Source organism: Thiothrix sp., from assembly GCF_028714775.1.
Taxonomy (GTDB): domain Bacteria; phylum Pseudomonadota; class Gammaproteobacteria; order Thiotrichales; family Thiotrichaceae; genus Thiothrix.
Genome location: NZ_JAQTLS010000030.1, coordinates 1 through 21,342 on the forward strand (window position 1 = coordinate 1; position 21,342 = coordinate 21,342).

Below are 21,342 nucleotides of genomic sequence, written 5' to 3' on the forward strand. Positions count from 1 at the left end.
AGCGGGGCAGACCTGAGCGGGGCAGACCTGAGCGGGGCAGACCTGAGCGGGGCAGACCTGAGCGGGGCAGACCTGAGCGGGGCAGACCTGAGCGGGGCAAACCTGAGCCGGGCAAACCTGAGCGGGGCAGACCTGAGCCGGGCAAACCTGAGCGGGGCAAACCTGAGCTGGGCAGACCTGAGCGGGGCAGACCTGAGCGGGGCAGACCTGAGCGGGGCAGACCTGAGCGGGGCAAACCTGAGCTGGGCAGACCTGAGCGGGGCAAACCTGAGCGGGGCAGACCTGAGCCGGGCAGACGTGTTTAGTGTTTCAGCATCAACTGCTACAAGTAATTACATGATTTTCATGACAAGTACGCATATAAAAATTGGATTCCAATTCCACGAGATAAAAGAGTGGTTTTCATTCGATGATGAAAAAATACTTGAAATGGATTCAAGTCGTGCTCTCAAATTCTGGAGAAAATGGAAAGGAATTCTTGTGCAAGTAGCTACTGATAACGGGTGGTATCAGCCGTGAAAGCATCAACTCTAATCAACTACTGGTTCAACGCAGTAAAAAGCGAAGGAAAAGGTAAGTGCCAGCAAGTAGCCGAGATCGGAAACAAGGCGGGAGTTCACCAAAATACTATTTACAGGCTTTTGAACATTGGTAACGCGAACGTCTCAACGCTTGTTCAGTTACTTGAGGCCACAGGATACAGTTTGCAGATTGTTAATATTGAAACAGGTCGCACTGCTGAGGTAGAAGCAGCTATGCGAGAATTATTAACACCGGAGCGGAATACATGACTAAAGAAGAATCAATTAAAAAGTCAATTCTTATTTGGAGTTGGCTTTACGAAAATCCTAAAATAAAAATCGGCAAGGATAGATTCAGGATTTCTGAAAAGATTCATGCGTATATAGCGCTGGGACTTGATGGAGACGATGCTGATTGTCCGTTGTGTGAGTATGTGAATAGCCGTAATAGCACATGTGATTTTTGTCCAGCACATGGATTATGGGGTACAGATAATGCAATGTGCCAGACTGATAGAGATAGCCCTTGGAATAAGTGGCGGCTCAATGGAACTGAGGAAAAGAAGAAGCAATCCGCCGGAGAGATGGTAGAGCTTCTTGGTCATGCGCTTGCCCGTTTGTCAGAAATGTAAAACAAAGATTTACAAATATTAGTGAATCTGGAATAATACACAAATCGGACAACAACAACGAAGGCAAAAGAGGTATCAACCATGTCACCAGAAGTTAAAGCGAAGATCGCAGCAGCGATGAAAGAAATGCAGGAATCAGACGCAAAGCGCAACGCAAAAAATGAAAGCATGAAGCTGCACATGTCGCCAGAAAGAAAGGCTGCAATTGCACGGACTGAGCAAAAGGCCATTGAACTAGCAAAGTTCAATGCGCAGCGCCATGACTACACGTCTTGCGATAGAAAGTTATTCATAAGCAAAATGTAAAAAACCATCTTCCAGTGCAGTTATAAACTGCTGCACTGTGAGAAAGTTTTTAACCACGACGGAGTATATAAAATGCAAGCACTTGCTACAGTAAATTTGAAAAGCATCCCGAATCTTGATGAGGCCAAAGAGGATGTTGTTTCAGTCGGGTCTGAATACTGGACACCAGAAAACGTTGGTGAATCTAAGCGCGGCTTCGTGCTTGGAATCGAAGTACAACGCCATGAACGCCAGAGCGATGACACAAAATCAACTGGTGAAGTTGATATGATCGAATTGCCGTGTGTCGTTTTTGCAGAACAAACCAAGGAAGGTTTTAAGCAGTATTCAAACGGCTCCAAGCGCCTTGTTGCTATGATTAGCGACGGCGTTACTTCAGGTCGCATCAAGTACGGCGAAACCCCGCTACAGATCAAGTATGCAGGTAAGAAGAAAAACAAAACCAATGCGTTCAAATCTGACGCTTGGGATGTTCGCACGCTGATTATCCAAGCCGCTGCATAATGGTTCCTCTAACATCCTTGTCAAGCCTTCCTCTTCTGGGGGAGGCGCTGGAAAGTGAGGAAATCCAAACGAGGGAACATGAATGGCTTAAGCAGCGGCTCGGTAAGTTCACCGGGTCGGAGTTTCACCGCCTGATGTCAGATGGTCGTGTTAATTTTAAGGAAAAAATTACCGTGTCCGGCGCTCGCGGCTCTTACGTTGTTGATATTGACGGAAAGCAGCAAGAGGCAAGTCTATCAGCAACAAAGGCAGCGGCAAACGACTGGATTAAGTCATGGAAGGCGGAAGAGGCAAAGTCTAGGCTTTCTGTTGGAGCTGAATCCTACGTACTGGAAAAAGCTGCTGAAATGCTGGCTAGCATTGACCTTGATGGTTATGTTTCGCCTGCAATGATGTGGGGAAAGGAATACGAAGCAGAAGCCATTCAGTTCTTTGCTGATCGCACCGGGATTAATCCGTACATGACAGGTGATAGCCAAGAGTTAATCCTATCTGCGTGCGGTAACTACGGTGTAACGCCTGATGGACTAATAGGGATGCACTCTGGCCTTGAGGTTAAATGCCCGCAGTACAATACGCACATTAAGTACTTGCTGATGCGCGTCCTTGATGACTTTAAGGAGTTGTGCGCTGATTACTACTGGCAAGTGCAAGGATGCTTGCTTGTAACAGGGCGCGAGGAGTGGGAGTTCATTTCTTACAATCCAACGTTCAAGGACGATGAGCACAAAATGAAACGTTTAGTAATTCCGCGTGTTGAACATGACATTGCAAGGCTTGAAAAGAAAGTTCAGCTTGCTATTGAAATGCGGGATGGTGTTTTAAATTCGTTGAAAACCAACAAATTAAAATAGGTGCAAAAAATGAAAATCCCTAGAATTCCAATGTATATGTACTGCCACATGAGCAGGCCGAAAAGTCATGGAGGTAGCACTTACATTTATCGAAATGACGAACTTGGCCTTAATCGCTGGAGCGACGCTAGCGGCTCAAAGTTTTACATAATGGAAATCTCAGAATCAGACGAATTCACGGATGAAGATCAGGAAATAAAAATCCCTGCGCTTCCTTTAGTTTGGTTTGATACTCCAGAACAGCTTTTCTTGCGATTTCCAGAAATACTTGAAAAAGCAAACGAGTTGTACGCCTCTGGCTAGACGACTTAAGCGCTTGAAACAACAACAAGCCCGGAACTACACCGGGCTTTTTCATGTCCGTTCGTCTTATATGTAAAACTAAGATTTACACCATTCATGTTTTTCGGTAATATCTCCACATGCACAACGCCACGCGCACGCAGCAATCAGGAAGATTGTGACCAGTCGTGACAACGGAAGACTGGGAATGTTGATAGGAACAAGAAGCAGCGCGGCACGAAGTCTTAGCGGAATGTGCGTATTAACCAAAGAGGTATCAAACCATGCAAGATGTAAAACTAGAAGGACGTGCAAAAGTATTTGCAGATATTGTAGAACGTGAGGTGATTAAGGCTGTAGCTGCTGAACGGGCAAGAGTTGAAAAGGTTGCCAAAGCTATGATTGATGAATCAATGATTGAAGTTGAAAATCCTCCAAAAAGCAAGGTTGCTAACCTTGCGAAAAGAACAGGAACCGTTTTTGCCATTGGCATTGCAACGGCTGTAACAACGGTTGCCATACTCCACACTTGGGATGCCGTTGAATCAGGCTGGAACCCGCTAGGTTTTGGCGGAAAGGCTGAAGCTGTTGCTGACACAAAGCAGATCGGAAAAGGCGGAACAGTTGACTCGCCAAAGACAGACTACCGAGAAGAACTGCTTACCAGTGAACAGCGCAATGCGGCGCGTGATGTTGCACAAGGCCGGTCTGCATCTGTTTTGCCAATGTCATCGGTAGTTTCGACGACAATTGCAGCGACTTCAAGTAGTGATTCAAAGCCAGCATCAGCACGAGCAGCACAAGTACGAGAAGAAGCACCAGCGCAAGTTCTAAAGCGCGGAGAAAAGCCAGCGCCAGAACAAGCGAAGGTTTCCACGCATGGCGCAAATAAAGGAAGCCATGCAGGCAGCAAGCAAGCCCAGCAGCAGGCAGCAAAGGCTAGCGACAAGCAAGAACCGCTAGCATGGGATGGCTGGGCAAAGATCGCGCCAGATACGGCAGCAAAGCCAGTTTGGGAAACGGCGTATATCGACAAAGGAGCAGGAACGCTTGCTGAGCGCATCAAGCAAAACAAAAGCGACAAGGGAACCTACGGGTACAAGCCAACAAGCACGGAAGGCCGCAGCCTAGAGTCAGAATATAAGCGTCTTGGTGAGGCGAAGTTTTGCAGAGATCACGCAAAGGAAGCGTCATGGTTTTGTTCTGGAGCAGAAAGCGCAGAAGTTCATATGTACGACAGAGCAACAGTCGTGGCAGGTCGTTAACCATGTGGCGTATATGGACAATGGCAGCGTTCGGCAGCGTCGGAGTTGCCCAGTACCAAGGATTGCCGATTGCTGACGGTTTTGCGCGTGCTGTTCAGAATTCTGCGGTTGCTGTTCAGAAAGACGATGCTGAGTACTTTGAGCGCGGAATACAAAGCGCTGAACGCTTGCTTAGCACGGTGTTCGGCGCTGGTGAGCTTGAGTACAGCCTAATTCCTCCATCAGCCTATGACAGCCCTGTGCCTGATTCTGTCCGGCATGGCGCATCAAGTGAAACGCTGGCTATGTTGGTGCACATCGGAGAATCGCGGCGTAGGGGGTACAACGACTATAACCGTGGCAGTGATAAATGTCGTGGCAGTAACGCGGCAAACATCGCGCTTACCGACATGACATTTGCTCAGATCGCGGCAAAGCAACGCCTTCCGCGCTGTCACCCGCAAAAGTTTCTTGCCGTTGGCAGGTATCAGGACATTGACGTTACCCGTGCTATGCGTGCGCTGAATATCAAGCCGTTCTACCGCTACACCGAGGCAATGCAAGATGCCGTCTTTGCTTATTACCTGACGCAAAGCAAGCAGCCGATGATTGCCCACTACATCCGCACTGGCAAAAACTTGCGCGGCGCTGGTCACGCGATGGCGGCAGAGTGGGCAAGCATACAAAGCCCGCTTAAAGGCCGGGGGCTGTACGACGGAAAAGGCACAAACAAGGCGCACATCAAGGCGCTTCGCGTTGTCGAGGCGCTGCAACGGGCGCGGCTTACTTACATCGCACAACGAAAGGACGGGGCTAATGACCAAGCGGCCTACGCTGTTGCTGTTGGCATAAAGTCATGAATGGGTTGCAATTCGCGGCGCGGTTTTTCTTGGGGCTATGCTGTCGTGATTCAAAAAAGATAAGTTCCCGGCTAAAACAGATAAAAGCCGCCGAACTAAGGAATGAGATATTGAAACAATGCAAGGAGTTAAATAAAAAATGAGCAAGGTTAATTTTGACGCAGTTCAGATCGCTGGTTTTATTGGTGTTACGCCAGCAACAGTATTCAGGATGGTTTTGCGCGGTGATTTTCCGAAAAGCACGGAGAAAAGTTGTAGCGGCGGTTTCATGTGGGGCGCTGATGTTTTCAAGGCGTGGTCTGACAGCAATCCGCACTGGTTCACCAAGGTTTCAGCGGGTGACGTTCAGGCGCTTGAAGCCTGCAAAATACTTGGCGCATCAATGCCAAAGCTGTACCGAATGATTAAAAGCGGTGCTGTTCCTGCCCCGTCACTGGCGCGGCGTGCCGGAGGAAGAGGGATGTACGGCGGGCTTGTGAAGGTCTGGAGGCGTTCGGATATTCAGGGGATTGCAAAAAAAGAAGAGGTGAAACATGCGGCATAATGTAAAGCAGATAATCATATCGTTTGATCGCTGGATGCGTAAACGTGTTTACGGAAACGCGCACGGGGTTCAGGCAGGCGCTTACGACGCAAGGCTACTTGAGCTTGCAGAGGATTACGCAATGGATATTGAAGAGCCTGACATGCACGGGTTTGGTGATTTTGTGCCACGCCCTGAATACAGGCTGTCTCGTTAATCCTATAGAAAGTATTGCGCACAACTATTAAGCACGCATACCGTGAAACAGCAGGCCGGGAACTCCCCGGCTTTTTGTTGTGCGTAAACCTTTGCTATACTTGCTTTAATCTTTTTGGACAGGATAAGACCATGAACCCTATCGACAGCCTGAAAACACAAATCCTATCCGGCGCTGTTCGCCATGCCGTTGGGTGGATTGGCGCGGCGCTGGTTGCCCGTGGCTACATTGGAGGCGTTGACCCTGCAATGGTCGACCAGATCGCTGGCGCTATCATGATGGGCGCATCTTTGGTTTGGTCAGCGCGTGACAAGATCGTTAAGGCTGACGCGGTGAAGAAGGTTGATGTTCCGGCAGAGCCAGAAACGCCGTTTGATACACCAGAGGCAGAACCAGCGGCTGAGTTCAGCAAGGGATTCTTCTTGTCAGAACGAAGCAAGGCAAACCTTGATGACGTTCATCCATCGCTTGTGAGGGTAATCACCGCTGCAATTGTCGCATCACCGGAAGACTTCACGGTGATCGAAGGGAAGCGCACAAGAGAACGCCAGCTTGAGCTTTACAACGCAGTTCCACGGCGAACATGGACGCTGAACAGCTTGCATCTCGAACAGCCTGATGGTTTTGGGCACGCCGTAGACTTGGCAATCATCGAAAACGGAAAGGTTGTTGATGATTTATCACGGTACGAAGCAATAAACGCCCATATCCAGCAAATAGCATTCAAGCTAGGAGTTGGTGGAATTGAGTGGGGCGGAGACTGGAAGCAGCGCGACGGCCTGCACTGGCAGATAAAGACGGGGGCGGGTAATGCTAAGTAAAACACTAAAAGCGCTTGGGCTTGCCCTGTTCCTATTCGGAATATCTTTGCAGTCAAAGGCCGCATGGAACCAGCAACAAGAATGTAGCGGTGGTCATGATGTTGCTTGGCTTGTTCTTGTTGCTGTTTGCGCTTCTGTGCTGGTTGTTTCTGCATCAATTGCAGCTATCGTCTTCATGCGCCATGTGTCGCACCGTGACTACATTGCACGCAAGCGTAACCATCCGCGATAAAACGGCAATGCCCAACAACTACATAAAAAACAGGGGATTTGCGCTTATGCAGCACAATAACGGTTTTAGCATCGTGGGCGCGTTCCTTTCTGGTTTCGGGTCTATCGTTGTCTATTTTGAGCAAAACACCGGGTTTATTCTGGCGATTGTTGGCGTCCTGTCTTGGGTGTCCGGGGTGTATTTCCAGCGGCGCAAGGACAGGCGAGACCATGAGCGGCATGAGATGGAGCGAGCAGAACACCGACATCGCATAAAATTGCTTGAGCTTGGGCAGTACGTGGAAAGAGGGAATAATGATGGCGACGGCGAGGGATAAGACAAGCGCCATGATTGACGGTGTGCTTGATGTGTTTTATCGGATTGTGCTTGATGACAATGCCCCTGCAAGCGCCCGTGTATCTGCCGGGAGGGAAATCCTTGACAGGGCAGAGGGAAGGCCAAGGCAAACCGTTGAGGCAACAGTAAAGGACGAGCGCCAAAGCAAATACGGTGAAATAGCGCGTAAAATCAGGTTAGAGCAATTGGAGTTATTGCCTAAAAGCGGAACAGATGAATTATGAAGATATGGAACACTTGCAGGGCGACTTCCAAGCCTATGTAAAGTACATTTTTCACGCGACAAAGGGGCGTGAATTCCGCTGGAACGAACATCACACGGTAATTTGTAACGCGCTAATGCGGGCATTTGCTGGAATATCGCCACGCCTGATACTGAACTTGCCACCGCGCTTTTCAAAGACCGAACTCGCCGTTGTAAGCTTTGCTTCTTGGGCGCTTGGGATAAGCCCGGATGCTGAATTTATCCATGCCTCATACAGTTCTGTGCTTGCGGCAAACAACTCGTACAACATCCGCTCAGTGATGCAGCACGAAGCATACAGGGAGGTTTTCCCAGATTCGCAGTTACAGGACGACAGCAAGGCTAGGCACTGGTGGAAAACAGCAAATGGAGGTGTTTTTTACGCTACCGGGGCGGAGGGTACTATTACCGGGTTTGGTGCTGGGAAGGTAAACGCTGACGGCTTTGGCGGTGCGCTACTGATTGATGACCCGCACAAGGCGCTTGAAGCAAAGCGTAGCGAGGCTAGCAGGAAGGCGGTAATAGATTGGTTCCAAGGAACAGTAGAAACGCGGCTTAACTCCCAAGAGACGCCGATAATCCTGATTATGCAACGGCTGCATGAAGAGGATTTGAGCGGGTGGCTACTTGGTGGAGGAAATGGCGAGCGCTGGGAGCATGTGAGCTTGCCAGCGATAAAGCCTGACGGTTCCGCGCTATGGCCTGCAAAGCTTGGCATTTCAGAATTGCATAGGATGCAGGCCAGCAAACCCTATGATTTTGCAGGACAGTACATGCAGCGCCCGGTTCCGATTGGCGGCGGCATGGTCAAGGATGCGTGGTTTTCTGACCGTTACAAGATGATTCCGCCGCGCGTCATCCGTGTTGTACAGTCGTGGGACTCTGCCCAGAAGGATAAAAAGGAGCGCAACGACCCGTCAGTATGCACAACGTGGGCAGAGTGCGCAGACGGGTACTACCTGCTTGACGTGTACCGTGATTGGCTTGAGTACCCGGCATTAGAGCGGGCGGTGAAAGATCAGGCTGCAAAGCACAAGCCTAACGCGGTACTTGTCGAAGATAAGAGCACAGGGCAAAGCATAATCCAGCAAGCGCGGGCAGGAAGCCTTGGAAATATCCCGGTAATCGGAATTGAGCCAAAAGGCGACAAGATAGACCGCCTTGAGCGATGCACCGGGCTTATGGAATCTGGGCGCGTGCGGCTTCCAGAATCGGCACAATGGATTTCAGACTACACCAGCGAATTAACAACCTTCCCGATGGCTGTACATGATGACCAAGTTGACAGCACCAGCCAAGCGCTTAACTGGATGCGTGACAACTCTGGGCGGGCGTATGCATCATCTGGGCATCGTCGGTATTAATCTGTAAACTAAAGCATATTCTCCACATAAAAGAAAATCACCCATGAAATTGATACCAAGACCATTCAAGCTGCTACCTGATAAGTGGAGAATTTTCAACTTGGGCGGGAAGTCTGAACAGAAGCCAGATCGGGCAAGTCCGGCAGGTGGAAACCTTGCGGAAGATTACAGCGTTGACGGAATTATCAGGTGGTTTGAGCGTTTCAAGTATGTTGACGAGGTTCTTGCAAAGGCCGGGTTATCCGTTGATGACCTTGAAAAGTTGCTTGACGATGATGAAATAGCTAGCGCATGGGAAAAGCGCACGCTGGCAGTTGAGCAGCGACCATGGAGCATTTCAGACCCAGAATCGGAAATTTCAATATTCGTATGGAGCCAACTAAAGCCACATTATGCGGCGCTTGCAGGTGAGTTCCTTCGATCGGTTTTGTATGGCCTGTCATGCCCTCAGATCACATACAAGCAAGTCGGAAAGCAATGGCACATCAGCCACTACACACCGAACGTTACCCGCTCTTTTTCGGTTGATAGCTCAGGTGCTGTTTACGTGTACATCAACGGGCAGGAAGTCGGTATCAACCAAAACGACACACTACGCCTAAAATTTTTCCCTGTACTCCACCGGCGCACGGCAAAAAAACCCGCTGGCACTGCGCTGCTTTCCAGTCTTTACTGGGTTGCCCTGCTGCGGACAAACACATGGGAGTTTTGGGCGCGGTTCCTTGAGCGCTTTGGCTCCCCGCTATTGCTCGGGAAGGCCGCACTTGGAACAACCAGCGACGGGAGAAGTTCTATTGATGCAATGGCGGACATGCTTGCCGGAGCTGTTAATTCAGGCGTTGCTGTTATTGGAAATGACGAGGACGTTACCGCTATAGGCAGCACTGGAAATGGTGAGGCTTTCAACTCAGCACAGGACAAAATAAACGAGCGCATACAGCGGCGAATCCTTGGGCAGACGCTCACCAGCGGAACCCAAGGCGTAGGAAGTCAGGCGCTTGGAACCGTGCACAACGATGTGAGAAACGAAATCGTTGCATCTGACGTGTCGCTTATCCTTCCAGCGCTGCAATCACTTGTCAATGCACTGGTGGAGATCAACTACCCCGGCAAAGAGCCGCCAACGATTAGTATTGAAACTGGCGCATCACTCAGCAAAGACAGGGCAGACCGCGATAAGTTGCTATACGACACCGGGGTTAGGTTCACCAAGGATTACTACATACGGGCTTACGACCTTGAGGCAGAAGACATTGAGCAAGTCACAGAAAACACCAGCGGCGCGGCGTCGGCAATGCTACAGGCTGATAAAGGCCGGACGCTGGCAGCAACTCAAGGCTTTAAGCTGTCAGCCGGACAACAAGAAAAAATTGTCCAAGGACAGCAAGAGCTTGACCGACTAGCGGACGAAGCAATAAAGGCTGCTGGATCACCAGTTGATTACGAAGCACTGAAAGCCGTTGTTCTGTCGGCAAAGAACCCTGACGATCTAGCGGAAAAACTAGCTGGTTGGTACGAAACAACACACCCTGAAACGCGCTATGTTGATGCACTCGGGGCGCTGATGTTTGCGGCTGATATTCACGGGTACGAAGTTGCAGAAGAGGGCGCAAGCGATGAATAACCAGCAACAGGAGACGCAGGTAGTGCCAGTAACAAACAAAACGGCGGTTGCCTTCGGGTTCCTGTTCCTGTTCATGAATCGCTTTTCGTGGTGGTTTGGTACGGTGTTCGGTGCTATCTCTGCAATTAAGGTATCAGGGTTACTTCCGGGGTTATTCCAATGAGCGTTGCTGATTTGCTGGATAGCCTTCCACGGCGCAAAGTAAAGCTGCCGGAAGACTACTATGACACGCGAGCAACGGCGGCGCGTGACTTGGCCTTTACGGTGTCTGGCGTGCACCAGCTTGATGCTGTACAGGCCGTGCTTGATAGTCTTGATGCCAATATCAAGGCCGGTGGCTCGTTCAAGGACTGGAAAAAGCAGATTTCCGAAACTGGCGAAATGGCAACTTTCCCTGAACACCGCAAAGAACTGGTATTCAGGAACCACGCGCAAACGGCATACGCCCACGGAAAGTGCAAAAACTTTGAAGACCGCAAGGATACCCGGCCTTACCTGATGTATTCGGCTGTTGGAGACAGCAGGACACGACCAGCACACCAGCGTCTTGACGGGGTTATTCGTCCGGTTGGTGATGCGTTCTGGCGCGAGAATATGCCACCTAACGGGCACAATTGCATTCTCCCCGGAAATAAAATACAGGGAGAATTTGAGATAGGTCTAAAATCCTTCTATTCTGGAAAAGCCGTAAAGATTTTTGCTTCTAGCGGAAGAACGCTTACCGTCACGGCGAATCACCCCGTATTGACCGGGCGCGGATGGATTGCGGCGAAGGAGGTCAAGGCAGGCGACAAGCTTCTCAGTTACAGCGGGATAGTTGATTCCTGCACGCTCCCCGTCGTAAATAATGATAACCCTCCATCCTTTGTTGAGGATGTTTTCAAGTCTCTCAGTCGTTATGCTTTTGGAACTTGCGATAGGTCTTCTTTCGAGTTCCACGGCGACGCGAATCTCAGGAAAGGCGAAATCTACGTTGCTGGATTCAATAGCGTACTGATGGATGGGTTTAAGCCCTGCAATAGTCATGGCATTAAGCAACTGGTATTCGTGCTTACTAATACTATGAGCATTATTCGTTCCAGAATAATTCATAACAGTATTAGCCTTTCTTTTCTTAACGTCCGCGCTATTTATCGGAAGTTGCAATCCGTTTTTGGAAAGTATCCGCTTAACCTCGCCAGTGCTACATCCACATTTGTTGGCAATGCTTGTGCTTCCTCCGTTGGATGGATTTGCGTACATGCCGATAATAACAGACTCCCTTTCAGAGTCCCGCGCATCTGCCGCCTTCCATGCAGCCGAACACTGCCGTTCAACGCCGCCTTCTCTCTTCTTAATTTCATACCACTTAATGGTTTCAGACTCGCTTTGAGTCCTTCTTTTAACTCCATTCGCTCTTATTATTCTGGCTATGGTACTTCTGCTCTTTCCTGTTCTTTTGGCTATAGAGTTCTCGCTTTCGCCAGAAATATAGGCATCAGCTATGGAAATATCATCGCTAGAGTTTGCTGCTTTTTTAGGGAGGATTCTGTTTCTAGTGGAAACGCCAGCATCCCTAAGGAGTCGCCTGAACAAACAATCACTGATTCCATTCTCGCTAAGCAGTTTTCCGACGGGGTAGCCGGAAACGTATTTATTGATTATGCTATCGGAGTTATTGACTTCTCTTATAGTGGGCATGTTTATGATTTCCAAAGTAAAAACGGCATTCTGTGCGTAAACGGAATTATAACACATAATTGCAGGTGTAGTGTAATTAGCCTTACAGAAAAGCAGGCAAAAGCGCGTGGAGGAGTGACAGAAAACCCTGAAAACGGGGCTGATGCAGGGTGGACTTATTCGCCATGTGCGGACAGAACCAAGGGCGAAGAGCAAGCAATCCAGCGCAAGGCCGAAACCTATCACCAGAAGTTGCTCAAATTTTTCGATGGACTGCTTGCCGGGCTTGCTGCTGTTCGTGCTATGTTCGGACAGTAACAAAAAAGCCGGGATTTCCCCGGCTTTCTTTCGTCACCCTCCAACAATGACGCTTGTTTTCTTTCCCGAATAAACGGTAACGTTCCTTGTCACTCCGTTAATAACAATCCTGTAGTTGCCCGGTTCGGCACTGAATGCCCCACTATGTTCGGTTTTGCACTGGACATTGCCGGATTCACTATACAGGCACACTTCGACTGGCTTGAGCGCAGGGCTTGAACCAATAACCAGCGCATAAAGGATTACCCCATGCATTATTTGCACTCCGTAGGGTTGCAGTGAACAACCTCTTTAATGCCATTCACGCCCAAGGTAAACACGTACTCACCTTGGCGGCGCGAATCGACGGCACAGGTAAAATCGGCGTTTTTATCGTAACCGCGCTTTACAAGCTCTTGACGAAGGTCGAGTTCATAAACGCCACATTTCCCGGTAATATCTTCTGCATGTGCCTTTGATGCTACGGCAAAGTAAGCAACCAGCAGAGCGACGATAATAATAGTGTAACCAGCCTTGCGATTTGCTGATTTTTCAATTTTATTTGCTTGATTTTCCATTTTAGATACCTCTTTGATTAGTGATTTAGTTAGTGGGTTATTCCCGTTCCGCACACTTCCTAAAATGTGCGGTTAGGATTAACTCAAATCTTTGTTGCTTTTCCGTTTTCTACTTTCAATTTCAAAAGCATTTCAAAAATATCTGTTTTCTTGTCTGTAACAAAATCCTGACAAGTATTATCAGGTTCGCAGTGCACCTCATGCTTGTAATTTGCAGCAGGGTACAGCGTAAGCGCGTATGCAAGAGCTATTGCGTTCATTGTTGCCTCAGATCGGGTAGCAGACAGGACGACCAACAACGAATTCACAGGTAATGAAAGCCTTATCTCCGTCATTCATTGTTACCTTGCAAGTTGTTTTATCTTCGCTACCCTCAAGGCGTGATGCGCTGCATGAAACTTCCTTGATGTTCTTGCCGCCGTAGAATTCTGCTGCAATTGCAAGAGCGCGTTCTTTGATCTTTTCGGCGCTGCTTTCTGCATGTGCTGTCGAAGAGCCAAAAGCTACGGCGAAGATTGCGATTGCAGCAGCAATGGCAAGTGCGTAATGAGCTAGTTTATTCATGGCTTGATACCTCTTTGTAACCACGGTGTTTTAAACCGTGGCTGTTTTGTTGTTGGTTATTGGTTGCACTGGCCTTTTACGGTAACACGGCTTTTGTAAGTAGCCATGCTATTAGGAGCTTCATATGAAACATCAGTTTCAACATAACCGGGTTTTGATGGAGTTGTATTACTAATTTCAACTATTACGATTTTTGAAGTAGGAACACGGTGCTTTGCCGCAAGCGCTGTTTTAATGCTGTTACCGTCTGCCTTGCATTCTCCGGCATGTGCTGAACCAGTGCTTGCCAATACTGCAAGGCCGAAAAGAGCGAATAAGAAAGTTGCTGTAAATTTCATGGCTTGATACCTCTTTGTGAACGTTAGTTGTTTTGGCTTCGTGCCGTGTTTGTCGTCCTGATGTGGTGTATTATTCACGAAAGCCGATAACGTGTAAATCTTTGTTTTACACAACCAGACAAAAGGTATTATCAAGAAATGCGCACAATGCTATAATTGCATTTTAATCAATAGGTTATCGAAATGTGCGAGACAGAAAAACAGATGTTCAAGCCGGGTGATGTCGTTTTTACTTGGTACTCCACCAGCAAGCGCAAGATGGTTGTGACAAAGCACAGAATTACCACTGTGGCGGCAAGCCATAGGCGTACAAACCATTATCACCTTCCAGATTATTGCGGTCAGTCTCCGTATGGCTACACCATCAATCCGCCGTTCTCTAAGGATGGTGGCTGGATAGATCAGGCGTGGTTTTCATCAAGCCAGCAAGAGGCAAAAGGCGCTGCACTGGCCTTAATGGATAAATAGGTTTTACATAGAATAGAGTATTGTCATACACTACCAGCACAAGACAACACAAGAGGTACTATCACATGAAATTTCCAGAAGTAAGAAAAGCACTTGAAATAATTTCCGGCATAAACGGTCGCGGCTCCATCGTTGAGGCATCGAAGCGGCTAAATGTGTCCGGGGCAACAACCAAGCGGTGGACTTGCTACGGCCTCCCGCGTGAATGCGTTGTTGATGTTTGGATTGCAACCGGGAAGAAGATCAGCATAGAGAGGCTTGCGACTGAAGCGGTGTAGGGTTTCAGGCAAAAAAAACGCCCGATACGGCTGGAACCGTTCGGGCTAATTTGAATAACGTATAGGAGATAATATTACCATGATGAACAGAAATTCTTCAAACCTTTTGATAAACGAAAACCCACTTATTGTACTGCCTTCGCTTGCTGTCCGCGTTGGGCTAAACGAGGCACTGATATTGCAACAGGTTCACTACTGGATTGGGAACCCAAAGGCAGGGATTGTAATGGATGGGAGGAAGTGGGTGTGGAATACGATAGCCGAATGGAGTGAGCAATTCCCGTTCTGGGGTGAAAGGACAATCAGAAGAGCTATCAAGTCAGCGACAGATCAGGGGTTCCTGCTGATTGGTCACTATTCAAAAAACAAAGCAGACCGCACAAATTACTACAGCATAAATTATGAAAAACTTAACAATCAAGATGCTAAGTCATTGATTAATAACATTCGGTCAAGTTGTCCAGACCATGAGGACAAAATGGCCTCACCAACAGGACAAAATGGCCTCACCATAAGGCCAAATTGTCCTCATGTATATACAGAGACTTCTTCCAGAGATTACACAGAGACTACGGCAGAGATTTGGGGAGCGCCCGCCGAAAACCAGCAACAAGAGCCACAACAGCAGGCGCAGGCGCAACCAGAAAAACAGCCTGCTACGCAGACTGCCCCGGTTTTGGATGGTGAGGTTATCAGTTTTGCAAAACATCGCGGAACGGAAGGCGGAAAGCACGCAAGCAATCCTGTCTGGAAAGCCTACGCCCAAGCCTACGCCGCACGCTACGGGAAAGAGCCGCTGGCAACAAAGCGGGCGGTATCGGCAGTCGGCAGACTGGTTGGATTGGTGAATGGTGATGAACAGTTGGCGGCTGACATCGCTGGATTTTACCCAACGCACAACGGCGAGTACTACCTAAAGCGCGGTCATGACATCGCGGTGATGCTGGCGGACGTTGAGAAATTGTACATGGAAATGGAAACCGGGCGGACAATCACCGCAACATCAGCGCGGCAGACCGACCGTAGCGCCGGGAACCTTGGTGCATTGCAGGAAGCACTACGAAGGATTGATAGCGGTGCAGCGTAAACGAACCACGATGACCAAGGCGGCGTTTTCTGGATCGTTGATAAGCCAACGTAGCGGCTACCAGCGCGGAGCTATTCTAGGGCGCTCTGCTGCATTCCACGTATGCTTTACTTCACCAAAAATCGGGGTTATGATTTACTGCATCGAATGTCAGAACGGCAACAGCTAAATGTCAGGCACAATTTTCCTTTCCTCAAGTTTCTCCCTCGCTGACTCCTCTGGTACGGCAGCGGCAGGTTCTAACGAGCCTGCCAATGCTTTTAATGGGGTGGCCTATACTGGCGGGGTTGTTAACCTCTGGGGTGATAGCAGTGTTTTTGATCTGTCTGGAATTGAGTATAACGACAAATTAGCGGCGCTGGTTAATCACGACCCAAACCAGCGGGCAGGCGTTATTGACCAAATCGCGGTTAGCAATCAGATCGCAATCAGCGGGAAATTCCTCACCACTTCGCACGGCTCAACTGTTCAGGCAGAAAGCAAGGAAGGGTTTCCTTGGCAAATGTCAATCGGCGTGCAGCCGCGTAGCTATGAGATTTTGCGCGAAGGCTCCACCATCGTTAATGGTCAGGCGGTAAGTGCCCCGGCATACATCTACCGGAACAACACAATCACAGAAATCAGCTTTGTCCCGGTTGGCGCTGACACAAATACAACTGCATTTGCCCTATCTGGCATCCAAGAAATTAACAAAACGGCGGACAAGTCAAACATGAGCGAACAAGCACCAGATTACGCGGCGCAGACTTCTGCAAAAGATGCTGAAATTACCGCGCTAAAGGCACAACTGCAATCAGCACAAGAAAACGCCCGCAAGCAAGAAATCAAACAGCTTGAGCAAACGGCTGGCATCCAGCTTTCAGAAACAGAAAAAGCGTTCCTACTGCCGCTGAATGCCGAACAGTTTGCAACATCCGTGCAACTCATGAGCAAGGCAGCAGCCAAGCCAAACACAGATGGGCTAAGCAAAGATTTTAAACTTGATGGCGGCGCATCTGGTAAATCACAGTTAAGCGCCGGGCAGTCACTTATCGAAAAAGCAAAAGGGGCTAAATAATGGCTACCATCGAAATGACAGATAAACGGCTTAGTGAAGTCGTCCGCTATGAAGAGCCAGTTTCCCTTTATTCGCGTGATTATGGGAAGGCCGCTACTGAAATAAAAGTTGGCGACCTGCTAAAGATCGCTGCAAACGGTGATGTATCAGTTATCGCGGCAGCAGACACCCCTAGCGCCGTGGCAATCTACCAAGCTGAAAGCGACAACGCAGTAACCTACATTGCGCGTCATGCAATCGTGAATTCGGCTGGCATTAACTACCCGGATGGTTCAACGGCTGACCAGAAAAAGGCAATGATTGCAGGGCTTAAGGCGGCTGGCATCCTTGTTCGTGACTGATGCAAGACAACAAATACGACATCGAAGTAACTGCAACTGACAATGCCGGAAATTCAACAACACAGGAAATTACCGTAACAGTTACGGACATTTGGGAAGGCAATTATATGTTTGAAACAAATCCATTTAGCCCGTATTCGGCGCATGAAATCAGCACGGCGATTAACATCATGCCAGTGCGTTACGGTTATCTCACCAAATCCGGCCTGTTCCGCAATAAAGGACTGACGGGGCGCGTTGCAATTGTTGAAGAAAATGAAGGGACGTTCCGCATTTCAGAGGCAAAGCCAGTAGGTTCTCAGGGTCAGGCTGTTGAAGGCTCAAATCGCCGTATTCGCACGTTTGCGGTTCCTCACTTCCCGCATGATGATCACATTGCCCCGGCTGACGTTGAAGGCTTGCGCCGCTTCGGTGGCAACACCCAAGAATCAGTTACAGAATACCTGAACGAGCGTTTGCAGCAACACCGAACTAAGCACGAAATTACCCTTGAATACCTCATGATAGGGGCACTTAAGGGGCAAGTAATGGATGGCGGAGGAAGAGTTGTTGCTGATCTCTGGGCAGAGTACGGCGTAGCAGCACAAACAATGAACTTCGTGCTTAACAACTCGGCTACCAAGGTGCGTACAAAGGCCGTTGAGCTTTCCCGAAAAATTGAGGACGCCCTGATGGGTGACACTAAAAGCGGTATCGAGGTTCTATGTTCGCCAGAATTCTTTGATGCACTGATTGAACACGGGTCTGTGCACGCGGCATACACAGCAACCGCAAGCGCTCCCGGAATGATCGCAGAAGACTTGCGCAATGTAGGATTCAAGTTCGGCGGCGTGACGTTCAAAGAGTACCGGGCATCAGCACCGAACGCGGCTGGCGCTCAAACTAAATTCATCGAAGCAGGAAAAGCCCGCGCTTACCCGCTTGGCACAATGGATACGTTCAACCTGTACGCTGCACCGGCAGACTTCAACGAAACCATTGGCACACTGGGGCAACTGTATTACGGCAAGGTCGAGCCAGCAAAGTTCAATCGCGGCTACGACCTGCATAGCCAGTTTAACCCGCTTCCAATCTGCTTGCGTCCTAAATCCCTGTTTGAGTTGAGCGTGCAATGATTCCAGTACTTAAAAACCAAGTTGTTGCGACAGATCAGGGTATAGGCGACTACTTAGGAACTGGCACGTCAATCAGTAATGATGGAACTGTGCTTGTGGTTGGCGCTCAGTTCTGGGAGGGGGCAACATCAAACCAAGGTGGCGTTTACACGCTTGATAAGGTTAGCGGATCATGGGTTCAGCGCGGTTCTGTTTTGACGGCAGCAGACCCGTCTACAAATGCAGGATTTGGCATTAACGTTTCCATCAGTGGAAACGGGCTTGTTCTTGCTGTTGGCGCGAAGTATTGGGCCACTGATACATCATCGGCGAAAGGCGGCGTGTACATTTTTGACAAGTCAGGGACATCATGGGTTCAGCGCGGGGCTATCCTTACGGCATCTGATGCGGCATCTGGTGATACTTTTGGCGCTGCCATTGCACTCAGTTATGACGGAGCGGTGCTTGCGGTTGGTGCTTCGTTCTGGGAAGGAACGGTAACTGACCAGGGCGGCGTTTATACATTTGACCGCTCAGGTAGCACATGGGTTCAGCGCGGTTCCGTGCTAGTAAGCCCAAATGCAGCAACAGGCACAAATGACCAGTTTGGTGCTGGACTTGGCATTAGCTCTGACGGAAATGTACTTGTTGTTGGCGCTGCTTACAGAGATGGCACTTATTCAAATCAAGGAAGCGTTTACACGTTTGATCGCTCAGGTAGCGCATGGGTTCAGCGCGGTTCTGTGCTTTTGCCGCCAGACTTGGCGGCTAGTATGATTTTTGGTCTTGGCGTTTCAATCAGCCCGGATGGTCTTACGCTGGCGGCATCTTCAAGGGGATACACAGGCACGGCAAGCGCACAAGGGTGCGCATACATATTTGGTAAGTCAGGGGCATCATGGGTGCAGCGAGGAAGCCGCATAATTTCTCCATCACCATCTTCAAATGGGTGGTTTGGATACTCATTGGCGCTTTCTGGCGTTAAAACGCTAGCAATTGCATCACCGAAGCCATCAGCAACCGGGATTATTGAAGAGTTCCTTCTGAACTACGAGCCAGTCTATGCCGGGCAGATCACGCTATCAGCACCAGAAAATCAAACATCAGCCGGTACGGCGGTATTCAGCGACCCTGAGGGAGACGCAATGACATACGCACTGTCTGGCGCTGACGCAGATAAATTCAATATTTCAACTAACGGGGCTTTGACGTTCAAGGCCGCGCCAGACTACGAATCACCAACAGACCAAGGTTAAACAATGGCAGCTTTAGACAACTCATACGCCGTAACGGTAACGGCAACAGACAGCGCTGGTAATGCCACGCAACAGGCGGTAACGGTAGCGGTAACGAGCGTGAACGAAAGCCCGTTATTCACTAGTTCTGCTTCTTTTTCGGCGGCTGAAAATGGCACAAGTGTAGGCACTGTTGTTGCTACTGACCCGGATGGCGGCGCTATCAGCTATAGCATTGTCGGCGGCACTGACGCGGCTAAGTTTGCAATTAGCGCCGCTGGTGGTGTGCTTACGTTTGTTTCCGCCCAAAACTACGAAGCGCCGGGCGACGCAGATGCAAACGGCATCTATGCAGTAACGGTGCGGGCATCGGATGGCGCTAACACCACCGATCAGGCTATCTCAGTAACGCTGACAAACGTCAACGAATCGCCTGTTATTGGCGCTGGCGCATCACAAAGCATAGCGGAAGGCGGCACGGCTGTAGCCAACATTGCGGCGGCAGACCCAGAAGGCGCTGGAATGACATACGCGATTACTGGCGGGGCTGATGCTGCCAAGTTCGCCATTGATGCAGGCGGCAACCTATCGTTCCTCGTGTCTCCTAACTACGAATCGCCGTCTGATTCTGACGGAAACAACGTGTACCAAGTCACGGTTTCGGCATCTGATGGCACTAACACCAGCGTCAAGGCGATGGCTATTACTGTCACCAATACCAACGAAGCCCCAGATATTACCAGTGGCGGCGAGTTCAGTATGTCAGAAGGTGGCACTGCCGTTGGCACTGTTACCGCAGTAGACCCTGAGGGTGATGCAATCACCTTTACCATCTCTGGCGGCGCTGACGCGGCTAAGTTCGACATCAACCCAACTACCGGGGCTATCTCGTTCAAAGTTGCACCTGACTTTGAAAACCCAACTGATGCATAAGCCATGGCAGGCGATAACGCATATGAACTAATTGTAACCGCCTCGGATTCGTCCGGGGCAGAGACAAGCCAGCAAATCATTGTAACCGTAACTAACACAAAGGAGCCTACTGAAATGGCTGAATCTACCGTAATTGACACCGCTGCGGTGTCCAACGCACTCGTTAACGATCTTACCTTGGACAGCATGGCAAGCGTTGTAACTGCACTGGCGACGGCTGCAAACAACGCTGACGTTGCAAATAAGGCTGAACTGCAAAACCAGATCACAACCCTGCAAACAGAAATGGACGCCGTTCAATTGGCGGCTGAACGTCTGGAAAACTATGAACTTGGTCAAGTCGAAGCAATCCTGCAACAACTGGTATCAAGCGACGGCTTCCAGTCTTTGCTGCAATCCGCAACCGTCATGGTTAATGGCTCTGCAATGACGCTTGAAAGCGTTCTGAACAGCGTTATCAATGCGCCTAAGGTTGCCTCTTGGGACTTCACCCGCGACACCGCAGGTATGATCACTGGTGTAATGGCTAACCTGACGGACAGTTCGGTTGCCAACATGACCGTTGCAAAAACAACTGTCGATGCTGGCCTTCCTACCGAATTCGACCGCTATACCTTCTCCCAAGCTGATTGGGCTGGCAAAGGTTTTGCAGGTCAATTCGACGTTGAGCTGATCGCTAAGGACATCGACTTTGGCGGTGTGTTTGGCTTGGGTTCCATCGGCTTTGGCGTTGACATCAAAAAACAGGGCAACTTGGTGTTTGCAATCAACGGTACTGCTGCTGGCGCTGCTGCAACTGTTGTTGTACCAGACGCAAACGCAGACGGCGTTATCGGCAATCCGTAACCC

The 21,342-nt window shown here is 49.5% G+C and carries 32 protein-coding genes; 28 read left to right on the forward strand and 4 right to left on the reverse strand.

Features of this window, described 5'->3' with window-relative positions:
• The 19 genes from PHE17_RS19460 to PHE17_RS19550 all read left to right on the forward strand — a co-directional run.
• Window positions 1–519: pentapeptide repeat-containing protein (locus tag PHE17_RS19460; protein WP_301017583.1), on the forward strand; the 519-nt coding region annotated here is incomplete at its 5' end.
• A complete protein-coding gene (locus tag PHE17_RS19465; protein ID WP_301017584.1) occupies window positions 516–791 on the forward strand; it encodes a hypothetical protein in 276 nt (91 codons plus the stop codon). The genes PHE17_RS19460 and PHE17_RS19465, both read left to right, overlap by 4 nt.
• Window positions 788–1,153, forward strand: coding sequence for a hypothetical protein (locus PHE17_RS19470; protein WP_301017585.1), 366 nt, complete (start codon window positions 788–790; stop codon window positions 1,151–1,153). Before PHE17_RS19465 ends, PHE17_RS19470 begins: the two co-directional genes overlap by 4 nt.
• 81 nt (window positions 1,154–1,234) lie before the next feature.
• The gene (locus PHE17_RS19475; RefSeq protein WP_301017586.1) at window positions 1,235–1,459 is read left to right on the forward strand and encodes a hypothetical protein; all 225 of its coding nucleotides are present in this window, start codon (window positions 1,235–1,237) and stop codon (window positions 1,457–1,459) included.
• A gap of 72 nt (window positions 1,460–1,531) precedes the next feature.
• Window positions 1,532–1,963, forward strand: a complete 432-nt coding sequence (locus PHE17_RS19480) for a hypothetical protein (protein WP_301017587.1) — start codon at window positions 1,532–1,534, stop codon at window positions 1,961–1,963.
• 134 nt (window positions 1,964–2,097) lie between these two features.
• Entirely contained in the window at window positions 2,098–2,817 is a 720-nt protein-coding gene (locus PHE17_RS19485; RefSeq protein WP_301017588.1) for a YqaJ viral recombinase family protein, read from the forward strand.
• A 9-nt stretch (window positions 2,818–2,826) separates the two neighbouring features.
• Window positions 2,827–3,120 (forward strand): hypothetical protein, encoded by a 294-nt coding sequence (locus PHE17_RS19490; RefSeq protein ID WP_301017589.1) that lies wholly within the window; start codon window positions 2,827–2,829, stop codon window positions 3,118–3,120.
• A gap of 263 nt (window positions 3,121–3,383) precedes the next feature.
• Complete coding sequence (locus PHE17_RS19495) at window positions 3,384–4,364, forward strand: hypothetical protein (protein ID WP_301017590.1); 981 nt, start codon at window positions 3,384–3,386, stop codon at window positions 4,362–4,364.
• 2 nt (window positions 4,365–4,366) lie between these two features.
• Window positions 4,367–5,203: a hypothetical protein gene (locus PHE17_RS19500; RefSeq protein WP_301017591.1), complete on the forward strand. Its 837-nt coding sequence runs from the start codon at window positions 4,367–4,369 to the stop codon at window positions 5,201–5,203.
• A gap of 139 nt (window positions 5,204–5,342) precedes the next feature.
• A complete protein-coding gene (locus PHE17_RS19505; protein WP_301017592.1) occupies window positions 5,343–5,747 on the forward strand; it encodes a hypothetical protein in 405 nt (134 codons plus the stop codon).
• Window positions 5,737–5,943 (forward strand): hypothetical protein, encoded by a 207-nt coding sequence (locus PHE17_RS19510; RefSeq protein ID WP_301017593.1) that lies wholly within the window; start codon window positions 5,737–5,739, stop codon window positions 5,941–5,943. Before PHE17_RS19505 ends, PHE17_RS19510 begins: the two co-directional genes overlap by 11 nt.
• A gap of 131 nt (window positions 5,944–6,074) precedes the next feature.
• Window positions 6,075–6,764: a M15 family metallopeptidase gene (locus PHE17_RS19515; protein ID WP_301017594.1), complete on the forward strand. Its 690-nt coding sequence runs from the start codon at window positions 6,075–6,077 to the stop codon at window positions 6,762–6,764.
• Window positions 6,754–6,996, forward strand: coding sequence for a hypothetical protein (locus PHE17_RS19520; protein ID WP_301017595.1), 243 nt, complete (start codon window positions 6,754–6,756; stop codon window positions 6,994–6,996). The genes PHE17_RS19515 and PHE17_RS19520 overlap by 11 nt, the downstream gene beginning before the upstream one ends.
• Window positions 6,997–7,042: 46 nt before the next feature.
• Window positions 7,043–7,312, forward strand: coding sequence for a hypothetical protein (locus tag PHE17_RS19525; protein WP_301017596.1), 270 nt, complete (start codon window positions 7,043–7,045; stop codon window positions 7,310–7,312).
• A 10-nt stretch (window positions 7,313–7,322) separates the two neighbouring features.
• Window positions 7,323–7,556, forward strand: coding sequence for a hypothetical protein (locus PHE17_RS19530; protein WP_301017597.1), 234 nt, complete (start codon window positions 7,323–7,325; stop codon window positions 7,554–7,556).
• A gap of 4 nt (window positions 7,557–7,560) precedes the next feature.
• Window positions 7,561–8,940 (forward strand): phage terminase large subunit, encoded by a 1,380-nt coding sequence (gene terL / locus PHE17_RS19535; protein WP_301017598.1) that lies wholly within the window; start codon window positions 7,561–7,563, stop codon window positions 8,938–8,940.
• 43 nt (window positions 8,941–8,983) lie between these two features.
• A complete protein-coding gene (locus PHE17_RS19540) occupies window positions 8,984–10,564 on the forward strand; it encodes a DUF935 family protein (protein ID WP_301017599.1) in 1,581 nt (526 codons plus the stop codon).
• Complete coding sequence (locus PHE17_RS19545; protein ID WP_301017600.1) at window positions 10,557–10,727, forward strand: hypothetical protein; 171 nt, start codon at window positions 10,557–10,559, stop codon at window positions 10,725–10,727. Before PHE17_RS19540 ends, PHE17_RS19545 begins: the two co-directional genes overlap by 8 nt.
• Window positions 10,724–12,541: a phage minor head protein gene (locus PHE17_RS19550; protein ID WP_301017601.1), complete on the forward strand. Its 1,818-nt coding sequence runs from the start codon at window positions 10,724–10,726 to the stop codon at window positions 12,539–12,541. The genes PHE17_RS19545 and PHE17_RS19550 overlap by 4 nt, the downstream gene beginning before the upstream one ends.
• Window positions 12,542–12,795: 254 nt before the next feature.
• On the opposite strand, the gene PHE17_RS19555 is transcribed toward PHE17_RS19550, so the two are convergent.
• The 4 genes from PHE17_RS19555 to PHE17_RS19570 all read right to left on the reverse strand — a co-directional run bounded on the left by PHE17_RS19555 (window position 12,796) and on the right by PHE17_RS19570 (window position 14,000).
• The gene (locus PHE17_RS19555) at window positions 12,796–13,098 is read right to left on the reverse strand and encodes a hypothetical protein (RefSeq protein ID WP_301017602.1); all 303 of its coding nucleotides are present in this window, start codon (window positions 13,096–13,098) and stop codon (window positions 12,796–12,798) included.
• Window positions 13,099–13,181: 83 nt separating this feature from the next.
• Window positions 13,182–13,358, reverse strand: a complete 177-nt coding sequence (locus PHE17_RS19560; RefSeq protein ID WP_301017603.1) for a hypothetical protein — start codon at window positions 13,356–13,358, stop codon at window positions 13,182–13,184.
• 7 nt (window positions 13,359–13,365) lie between these two features.
• On the reverse strand, window positions 13,366–13,662 hold the full coding sequence (locus PHE17_RS19565; protein ID WP_301017604.1) for a hypothetical protein: 297 nt from the start codon (window positions 13,660–13,662) through the stop codon (window positions 13,366–13,368).
• Between the two features lie 56 nt (window positions 13,663–13,718).
• Window positions 13,719–14,000, reverse strand: coding sequence for a hypothetical protein (locus PHE17_RS19570; RefSeq protein WP_301017605.1), 282 nt, complete (start codon window positions 13,998–14,000; stop codon window positions 13,719–13,721).
• Between the two features lie 183 nt (window positions 14,001–14,183).
• Between PHE17_RS19570 and PHE17_RS19575 the strand changes: the two genes are divergently transcribed.
• The 9 genes from PHE17_RS19575 (at window position 14,184) to PHE17_RS19615 (ending at window position 21,339) form a co-directional block, all read left to right on the forward strand.
• Entirely contained in the window at window positions 14,184–14,468 is a 285-nt protein-coding gene (locus tag PHE17_RS19575; protein ID WP_301017606.1) for a hypothetical protein, read from the forward strand.
• A gap of 65 nt (window positions 14,469–14,533) precedes the next feature.
• Window positions 14,534–14,746, forward strand: a complete 213-nt coding sequence (locus PHE17_RS19580) for a hypothetical protein (protein ID WP_301017607.1) — start codon at window positions 14,534–14,536, stop codon at window positions 14,744–14,746.
• Window positions 14,747–14,825: 79 nt separating this feature from the next.
• On the forward strand, window positions 14,826–15,833 hold the full coding sequence (locus PHE17_RS19585; protein ID WP_301017608.1) for a hypothetical protein: 1,008 nt from the start codon (window positions 14,826–14,828) through the stop codon (window positions 15,831–15,833).
• Window positions 15,834–16,101: 268 nt separating this feature from the next.
• Entirely contained in the window at window positions 16,102–16,890 is a 789-nt protein-coding gene (locus tag PHE17_RS19590) for a hypothetical protein (protein ID WP_301017609.1), read from the forward strand.
• Entirely contained in the window at window positions 16,890–17,231 is a 342-nt protein-coding gene (locus tag PHE17_RS19595; protein WP_301017610.1) for a head decoration protein, read from the forward strand. Before PHE17_RS19590 ends, PHE17_RS19595 begins: the two co-directional genes overlap by 1 nt.
• Window positions 17,231–18,346, forward strand: coding sequence for a major capsid protein (locus PHE17_RS19600; RefSeq protein WP_301017611.1), 1,116 nt, complete (start codon window positions 17,231–17,233; stop codon window positions 18,344–18,346). The genes PHE17_RS19595 and PHE17_RS19600 overlap by 1 nt, the downstream gene beginning before the upstream one ends.
• Window positions 18,343–19,581 carry an FG-GAP repeat protein gene (locus tag PHE17_RS19605; protein WP_301017612.1) on the forward strand — a complete coding sequence of 413 codons (1,239 nt, stop codon included), beginning with the start codon at window positions 18,343–18,345 and terminating at the stop codon, window positions 19,579–19,581. Before PHE17_RS19600 ends, PHE17_RS19605 begins: the two co-directional genes overlap by 4 nt.
• A gap of 3 nt (window positions 19,582–19,584) precedes the next feature.
• On the forward strand, window positions 19,585–20,493 hold the full coding sequence (locus PHE17_RS19610; RefSeq protein ID WP_301017613.1) for a cadherin domain-containing protein: 909 nt from the start codon (window positions 19,585–19,587) through the stop codon (window positions 20,491–20,493).
• A 114-nt stretch (window positions 20,494–20,607) separates the two neighbouring features.
• A complete protein-coding gene (locus PHE17_RS19615) occupies window positions 20,608–21,339 on the forward strand; it encodes a hypothetical protein (RefSeq protein WP_301017614.1) in 732 nt (243 codons plus the stop codon).
• The last annotated feature ends 3 nt before the right edge of the window (window positions 21,340–21,342 follow it).

Excerpts from the sequence above, each read along its gene's own strand:
- PHE17_RS19530 (WP_301017597.1), top strand. The coding sequence starts at position 7,323 with ATGATTGACGGTGTGCTTGATGTGTTTTATCGGATTGTGCTTGATGAC.
- PHE17_RS19565 (WP_301017604.1), bottom strand. The coding sequence starts at position 13,662 with ATGAATAAACTAGCTCATTACGCACTTGCCATTGCTGCTGCAATCGCA.
- PHE17_RS19545 (WP_301017600.1), top strand. The coding sequence starts at position 10,557 with ATGAATAACCAGCAACAGGAGACGCAGGTAGTGCCAGTAACAAACAAA.
- PHE17_RS19475 (WP_301017586.1), top strand. The coding sequence starts at position 1,235 with ATGTCACCAGAAGTTAAAGCGAAGATCGCAGCAGCGATGAAAGAAATG.
- PHE17_RS19580 (WP_301017607.1), top strand. The coding sequence starts at position 14,534 with ATGAAATTTCCAGAAGTAAGAAAAGCACTTGAAATAATTTCCGGCATA.
- PHE17_RS19570 (WP_301017605.1), bottom strand. The coding sequence starts at position 14,000 with ATGAAATTTACAGCAACTTTCTTATTCGCTCTTTTCGGCCTTGCAGTA.
- PHE17_RS19500 (WP_301017591.1), top strand. The coding sequence starts at position 4,367 with ATGTGGCGTATATGGACAATGGCAGCGTTCGGCAGCGTCGGAGTTGCC.
- PHE17_RS19560 (WP_301017603.1), bottom strand. The coding sequence starts at position 13,358 with ATGAACGCAATAGCTCTTGCATACGCGCTTACGCTGTACCCTGCTGCA.
- PHE17_RS19605 (WP_301017612.1), top strand. The coding sequence starts at position 18,343 with ATGATTCCAGTACTTAAAAACCAAGTTGTTGCGACAGATCAGGGTATA.
- PHE17_RS19480 (WP_301017587.1), top strand. The coding sequence starts at position 1,532 with ATGCAAGCACTTGCTACAGTAAATTTGAAAAGCATCCCGAATCTTGAT.
- PHE17_RS19510 (WP_301017593.1), top strand. The coding sequence starts at position 5,737 with ATGCGGCATAATGTAAAGCAGATAATCATATCGTTTGATCGCTGGATG.
- PHE17_RS19495 (WP_301017590.1), top strand. The coding sequence starts at position 3,384 with ATGCAAGATGTAAAACTAGAAGGACGTGCAAAAGTATTTGCAGATATT.
- PHE17_RS19520 (WP_301017595.1), top strand. The coding sequence starts at position 6,754 with ATGCTAAGTAAAACACTAAAAGCGCTTGGGCTTGCCCTGTTCCTATTC.
- PHE17_RS19585 (WP_301017608.1), top strand. The coding sequence starts at position 14,826 with ATGATGAACAGAAATTCTTCAAACCTTTTGATAAACGAAAACCCACTT.
- PHE17_RS19610 (WP_301017613.1), top strand. The coding sequence starts at position 19,585 with ATGGCAGCTTTAGACAACTCATACGCCGTAACGGTAACGGCAACAGAC.
- PHE17_RS19485 (WP_301017588.1), top strand. The coding sequence starts at position 2,098 with ATGTCAGATGGTCGTGTTAATTTTAAGGAAAAAATTACCGTGTCCGGC.
- PHE17_RS19525 (WP_301017596.1), top strand. The coding sequence starts at position 7,043 with ATGCAGCACAATAACGGTTTTAGCATCGTGGGCGCGTTCCTTTCTGGT.
- PHE17_RS19575 (WP_301017606.1), top strand. The coding sequence starts at position 14,184 with ATGTGCGAGACAGAAAAACAGATGTTCAAGCCGGGTGATGTCGTTTTT.
- PHE17_RS19515 (WP_301017594.1), top strand. The coding sequence starts at position 6,075 with ATGAACCCTATCGACAGCCTGAAAACACAAATCCTATCCGGCGCTGTT.
- PHE17_RS19505 (WP_301017592.1), top strand. The coding sequence starts at position 5,343 with ATGAGCAAGGTTAATTTTGACGCAGTTCAGATCGCTGGTTTTATTGGT.
- PHE17_RS19550 (WP_301017601.1), top strand. The coding sequence starts at position 10,724 with ATGAGCGTTGCTGATTTGCTGGATAGCCTTCCACGGCGCAAAGTAAAG.
- PHE17_RS19555 (WP_301017602.1), bottom strand. The coding sequence starts at position 13,098 with ATGGAAAATCAAGCAAATAAAATTGAAAAATCAGCAAATCGCAAGGCT.
- terL (WP_301017598.1), top strand. The coding sequence starts at position 7,561 with ATGGAACACTTGCAGGGCGACTTCCAAGCCTATGTAAAGTACATTTTT.
- PHE17_RS19595 (WP_301017610.1), top strand. The coding sequence starts at position 16,890 with ATGGCTACCATCGAAATGACAGATAAACGGCTTAGTGAAGTCGTCCGC.
- PHE17_RS19490 (WP_301017589.1), top strand. The coding sequence starts at position 2,827 with ATGAAAATCCCTAGAATTCCAATGTATATGTACTGCCACATGAGCAGG.
- PHE17_RS19470 (WP_301017585.1), top strand. The coding sequence starts at position 788 with ATGACTAAAGAAGAATCAATTAAAAAGTCAATTCTTATTTGGAGTTGG.
- PHE17_RS19600 (WP_301017611.1), top strand. The coding sequence starts at position 17,231 with ATGCAAGACAACAAATACGACATCGAAGTAACTGCAACTGACAATGCC.
- PHE17_RS19615 (WP_301017614.1), top strand. The coding sequence starts at position 20,608 with ATGGCTGAATCTACCGTAATTGACACCGCTGCGGTGTCCAACGCACTC.
- PHE17_RS19540 (WP_301017599.1), top strand. The coding sequence starts at position 8,984 with ATGAAATTGATACCAAGACCATTCAAGCTGCTACCTGATAAGTGGAGA.